Source organism: Marinilabilia rubra (assembly GCF_003121985.1).
GTDB lineage: Bacteria > Bacteroidota > Bacteroidia > Bacteroidales > Marinilabiliaceae > Marinilabilia > Marinilabilia rubra.
On record NZ_QEWP01000011.1, the window covers coordinates 176328 to 183013 of the forward strand.

The window sequence follows — 6686 nt, forward strand, 5'->3', positions numbered from 1 at the left end:
TTTAATGAGTAGTGACTCAAAAAATCAATGAGCAACATCGTTTTCATAGATACCGAGGTTGATCCTAAAAGCAAGAAGGTACTTGATTTGGGCGGTGTTTCTGTGGACGGACAAAAGTTCCATTCTAAATCAATTACAGACTTCCTGGATTTTATACAACCAACAGAATTCATCTGTGGTCACAACATTATTCATCACGACCTTCCATTCCTTGAAGGTGCTACAAATAAGGGAATGTCAGATGTCAAAGCCATTGATACCTTGTATTTATCTCCTTTGTTATTTCCTGCCAGACCTTACCATGCGCTCTTAAAAGACGATAAGCTGCAAACTGAAGAATTAAATAATCCGCTTAACGATGCCATAAAGGCTAAGGACTTGTTTTACGATGAAGTATCGGCATTCCGGGAAACCGATGATGAGCTAAAGCAAATCTATCGTTCATTATTGGGGGACAAAAAGGAATTTCGCTGGTTCTTTGATTTTGTGGGGTGTTTTTCTCCAAATGTTAATATTGTCAGAATTCTAAAGAAACGTTTTTCAGGTCTTATTTGCCAAAACGTTGATTTATTCAATTTAATCAGTGAATATCCGGTTGAATTAGCTTATTGTCTGGCGTTGATCAACACGAATAGCAGATACTCCATAACTCCTCCGTGGGTTGTTAAGAATTACCCTGAGGTGGAACGCATCATGTTTTTATTAAGGAACAATCCTTGTCTACAAGGTTGTGCTTATTGTAATAAATCGCTCGATGCGAAGATTGGATTGAAGAAGTTTTTTGGTTTCGATGCTTATCGAACCTATGGCGGAAAATCACTTCAGGAAGATGCCGTTAAGGCAGCCATTAGCAACAAATCTCTATTGGCTGTATTTCCTACCGGTGGCGGAAAGTCAGTGACTTTTCAGGTCCCGGCGCTGATGAGTGGTGAAAGTGTTAAGGGATTAACGGTTGTTATTTCACCCCTGCAATCTTTGATGAAAGACCAGGTGGATAATCTGGAAAGTTCCAACATTGCCGAAGCTGTTACCATCAACGGTCTGCTTGATCCTATTGATCGGGCCAAATCTTTCGAAAGAGTTGAAAACGGAACGGCCTCCATTTTGTATATCTCACCAGAGTCACTAAGGTCTAAGTCCATTGAACGGTTATTGCTGGGGCGCAATGTGGTGCGGTTTGTAATTGATGAGGCCCACTGCTTTTCATCATGGGGACAGGATTTTAGAGTTGATTACCTCTATATTGGTGATTTTATCAGGAGCTTACAGGAAAAGAAAAATCTTGAAAAGGGTATTCCGGTGTCGTGTTTTACGGCAACTGCCAAACAAAATGTCATTCAGGATATAAAAAATTATTTTCTCGAAAAACTGGGATTGCAGCTAGAGACTTATACTTCAGAAGTTTCACGTACCAATCTGGTCTACAGGGTTATTCCCAAAGATAATGAGGAGGATAAGTATGAAACAGTAAGGAATCTGATTGATGGGAAACCGTGTCCGACTATTATTTATGTATCGAGGACAAGAAGGGCTTATCAAATTGCAGAAAGACTTTCAAATGATGGATATCGGGCAAAACCCTATCATGGGAAAATGGATAAGCAGGAGAAGTCTGAAAACCAGGATGCCTTCATCCGGGGGGATGTTGATATCATTGTTGCTACTTCTGCTTTTGGAATGGGGGTGGATAAGAAAGATGTAGGGATGGTGATTCATTTTGAATTATCAGACTCACTTGAAAACTATGTTCAGGAGGCCGGAAGGGCCGGAAGGGATGAAAATCTTACAGCAGATTGTTACGTGCTATACAATGAGGAAGACCTGGGTAAACACTTTGTGTTACTCAATCAGACCAAATTGAGCATTAAGGAGATTCAACAAATATGGAAGGCCATTAAAGATGTAACACGATACCGGTCAACCGTATCCAATTCTGCCCTTGAGATTGCCCGAAAAGCCGGTTGGGACGATAACGTGATGGAGATAGAAACAAGAGTCACCACTGCTATTTCGGCACTGGAAGAAGCAGGTTACCTTAAGCGGGGGCAAAATATGCCACGTATTTTCGCGAACAGCATTCTCTCCAAAAATGCACAAGATGCTATTGAAAAAATAAACCTGTCAGAAAAATTTAATGAAAAACAAAAGCAACAGGCCGCTCGGATTATTAAGAAACTTTTCTCCAGCAAAAGCAGGAAGCAGGCAACGGATGAGGCTGCGGAATCAAGAATAGATTATATTTCCGACCATTTGGGAATTACCAGAGAGGACGTCATTAATGTTGTTAATATATTACGTGAAGAAAAAGTATTAGCTGATACCAAAGACCTGACCGCATTTATTAAACATGGGGAAAACAAAAACAGGTCACTCACTATTGTTAATTCATTTAGTAGAATAGAGAAATTTTTGGCCACCCAATTTGAGGAAAAGGAAAAGTCGTTTCACATAAAGGAACTTAACGAGCAGGCAGAAGAATATGGATGTGCAGATGTTACTCCGAATAAAATAAGGACCCTAATCAACTTCTGGGTAATAAAAAACTGGCTCAAAAGAAAACAGCACGATGCTTCAAAGAATCATTTAACGATCATATCAAATTACCTGGAACAGGTATTCAAAGACAAACTGGATAAGCGGCATGAACTGGCCCGCTTTATTGTTGAGTTTCTCTATTTTAAAAGCTCCCAAAATGCATCGGTGAATGATGCCCGTAAAGAACAGGTATTGGTCGAATTCTCCGTGCATGAGCTGAAAAATGCATATGAGAAACAGAACGCTTTATTTAAACTCAATATTAAGCCCTCTGATGTTGAGGACGCACTGTTTTATTTATCCAGAATTGATGCGATAAAGATAGAGGGGGGCTTTTTGGTGGTTTACAATAAACTGACCATCGAACGGCTTGAAAAGGATAACAAAAGAAGATACAAAACCGAAGACTACAAGAAACTTAGCCGGTTTTATGAAAATAAAATTCAGCAGATTCACATTGTTGGTGAATATGCCCAAAAAATGATCCGGGATTATCGGGAAGCAGTGCAGTTTGTGGAAGATTACTTCCATCTGAATTATTCATCTTTCCTGCACAAATATTTCAAAGGCAGTCGGCAGAATGAGATTAAAAGAAATATTACACCTGCGAAATTCAGAGAGCTTTTTGGCGAGTTATCACCTTCGCAGTTGAATATTATAAAAGACAATTCCTCTCCCTATATTGCTGTAGCCGCAGGACCTGGCAGTGGAAAAACCAGAGTGCTGGTCCATAAATTGGCTTCTCTGTACTATTTGGAGGATGTGAAGCACGAACAATTGCTGATGGTTACTTTCTCCCGGGCTGCGGCTTCGGAGTTTAAGCAGCGATTGATAGGGTTAATTGGCAATGCGGCCTGCTTTATAGAAATTAAAACCTTTCATGCCTATTGTTTCGATCTGTTGGGCAAGGTTGGTTCCATCGAAAAATCTCAAACCATTATCCATAAAACGGTTGAGAAAATCAGAAATAAAGATATTGAACCCAACCGCATTACTAAAACCGTTCTGGTAATTGACGAAGCCCAGGACATGGACCACGATGAATTTGAGTTGATAAAGGCTTTGATGGAGCAAAATGAAGAGATGAGAGTGATTGCCGTTGGTGATGATGATCAGAATATCTACGAGTTTAGAGGAGCCAGTTCTCAGTATCTTGAGCAATTTATTACCGAACAAAAAGCTAAAAAGGTAGAATTGATTGAAAACTATCGAAGTAAAGCAAATTTGGTAGAATTCACCAATCAGTTTGTCGGGAAGATTACGCATCGGCTCAAGGAGACTCCCATAATGCCCGTTTCAAGTGACACGGGGGGACTGAAAATTATTAAGTATTCCTCGTCCAACCTGATTAAGCCGGTTGTTAAAAGTATCTCTTCTGCCAGTCTGATAGGAACCACTTGTGTGTTAACGCATAGCAATTCTGAAGCATTGCAGATAGAGGGTCTTTTGCGTGTTCTTGGGCTACCCGCCCGGCTTATTCAATCCAATGACGGCTTTAGTTTGTATAACCTCTTAGAAGTACGCTGTTTTATTGAACAGCTAAATTTTGCGGCTGATAAATACGTGATTAGCGACAGTAACTGGAAGGCGGCAAAAAGAAACCTTTGGCAAAAATTTAAAAACAGTCCCAATATTGATTTGTGCATTAATCTGATAAAGGATTTTGAACGGAGTAATCCGAAGAAGATGTACCAGTCCGATTTTGAGGTCTTTGTGAGAGAATCGAAATATGAAGATTTTATTGACACCAATGGGGGAACCATTTTTGTTTCAACCATCCACAAGGCCAAAGGGAAGGAGTTCGACAATGTTTTTTTGATGTTGAATAATTTCAACGCTGATTCTGATGAGAAGAAAAGACAACTCTATGTTGCGATGACACGCGCCAAGCAAAATCTGGAGATTCACCTAAACGGCAATTTTCTTGACGAAATAAGTTGTCAAAATCTGGTAAGAATTAATGATGATTTTCAATATAATCCTGCCAAATTGGTGGTTATGCATCTTTCTCATAAGGATGTTTGGTTAGACTATTTTATTACCAAACAACATCTTATTTCCAAACTTAAATCCGGGGATGTGTTGGTGGTTGACAACGCTGGCTGTTATGATAATAATGGAAATTGCATCCTGAAGTTTTCGGGGAGTTATAAGGAAACAATAAATGAATATGAGAATAAGGGGTATAGATTGTCAGAAGCGAAAGTGAATTTTATACTATATTGGCAGAAAGAAGACTTTGAGAATGAGATTCTCATTATTTTGCCCGAGTTGAAGTTTAAAAAGGATGATGCTTGAAGATGGTTTGGTTTTCCAAATAGTGAGGGTTTCACTCGAAGTGAAGCCCTCACTGCACATAAACGCTGACTAAAATCAATCAATCGTTATGTTAAAAACAATAACTTTGTTGGGAAAATAGCAGTAATGGCCGAATCAATTTATTGTAAAAACTGTAATACCCTGCTTCAAGGAACCTTTTGCCACGAATGCGGACAAAAAGACGTTAATCTTCGGCGTCCTTTTCGTGAGATATTCTCCGAATTACTCAGTCCGCTGACGGATTTCGATAAACAGCTTTTCCGGACCCTGTATGAGTTCTTTCGGTTTCCCGGAAGGGTGCCTGACCAGTATATGGAAGGAAAGCGAAGACGCTATCTGCCACCAATCAGACTTTATTTTGTTTTTACTGTTTTTTTATTCACTATCATTAAATTTTCGGGTGCCGAATGGTTCAGCAGCTCTGAAAATTCAGAAGAAACACCATCTGTGGAGCAGCCCACGGTGGAGGTGAAAGCTTCCACTTCTGCTTCAAACGAGGAACTCTTTCTTTTGTGGGGGATGGATATGAAACAGAAAATCACCATGCTAAAGGAAGATCCCGGGACTTTCAAAAATCTCTGGCTTACATCATTTCCATATGTGCTTTTCTTTCTGTTGCCCTTTTTTAGTTTCCTGACATGGGTGTTTTTCCGCAAAAGCAGACCTTATTACCTTTCACATTTGGTGTTTTCGGCCTCCATACAGACAATGATATTGTTTGGCTTGTTTTTACTTTATATTTTGGACTATTTCGTCCCGGACGCCATGTTTACCTGGATCTCGATATTTTTAGTGGTGCTTTTGTCTACCCATATTGTTTTGGCTATGAAACGCTACTTCAATAGAAGGTTTCGATATACTCTGATGGCTTTTACCGTTATTAGTCTTGTAAATGTTTCGGTTCTTCTGGGAACAACCATAATGTCTTTGGTTTTGACCCTTTTGTTGGTTTAAATTCAACTTTGTGGATGATTGAATTCCATCTCTGTGTTTCCCTGTGTTCTCCGTGTTTAAATTTCAATTTAAGGCATTTCCGGAAACAAACCATCTTCATTTTATGATTTAGTAACTTAACTCTTGTAGGAACCGCTCCTCAAGAAACCATCCGTCTGCTATTGCCTAAGGTGCCGGTAACCCGTAACTTTATATTTGTAAAAATGAGAGGAGTGATGTTGATGCAAAATCCGGTTCAGATTAAATTCTTTCCGGTTTTTGTTTAAAAGTGGCATTTGCAAAATCTCCCTGGTGATGCACTCTCCCGGACGGATAAACCCTCAATACTCTGAAGGTACATTGGTCTGCGAACTCACTGCACAAAGTTGAAACCATTTTTTCATGATTTTGACTTTAAAATATGTCTCGTCATTTCGGGGAAAAGTCTTCGACGATGCTTCTTAAGAACAATTAAATGAAAGATTATGAAGCGGATTTTTCTATTGGCTTTGGCCTTTCTATGTATGGGGCTGGTAACCGGCCAGGATTTGGAAGATTATCTTTCGAAGTATACACAGGAAAATGGCAGAAAATACCTGCAGCCCTTTGCCGACGCATTTTCAGCGGATCTTAACAGCGGTTTATTCCGGCAGGCAGTAATAAAGAAAAAAGGGTTTCAACTTTACATTGGCGTTGTAGGGCAAATGGCTGTTATCCCTGACGGTCAGAAACACTTTCAGGCTTATACCGAAAGTAGTTTATACCCTCCGGAGCATAGCCGTCAGGCTTACAAAGCCTAAGTGCTTGATTTTAAGGTTGGTAAACAGGCGCAACTCACCCCTTTCGGGATGATAGTCGAATTTTCTTCATATATTTGCTGTGATTTATTTAACAATAAA

At 39.7% G+C, this 6686-nt stretch carries 3 protein-coding genes; all 3 read left to right on the forward strand.

What is annotated here, in order from left to right:
* Positions 1-27 precede the first annotated feature (27 nt).
* A complete protein-coding gene (locus DDZ16_RS14050; RefSeq protein ID WP_109265118.1) occupies positions 28-4833 on the forward strand; it encodes a RecQ family ATP-dependent DNA helicase in 4806 nt (1601 codons plus the stop codon).
* 126 nt (positions 4834-4959) lie between these two features.
* On the forward strand, positions 4960-5808 hold the full coding sequence (locus DDZ16_RS14055) for a DUF3667 domain-containing protein (protein ID WP_109265119.1): 849 nt from the start codon (positions 4960-4962) through the stop codon (positions 5806-5808).
* 464 nt (positions 5809-6272) lie between these two features.
* Entirely contained in the window at positions 6273-6587 is a 315-nt protein-coding gene (locus tag DDZ16_RS14060) for a DUF6588 family protein (protein ID WP_109265120.1), read from the forward strand.
* Positions 6588-6686: the final 99 nt, after the last annotated feature.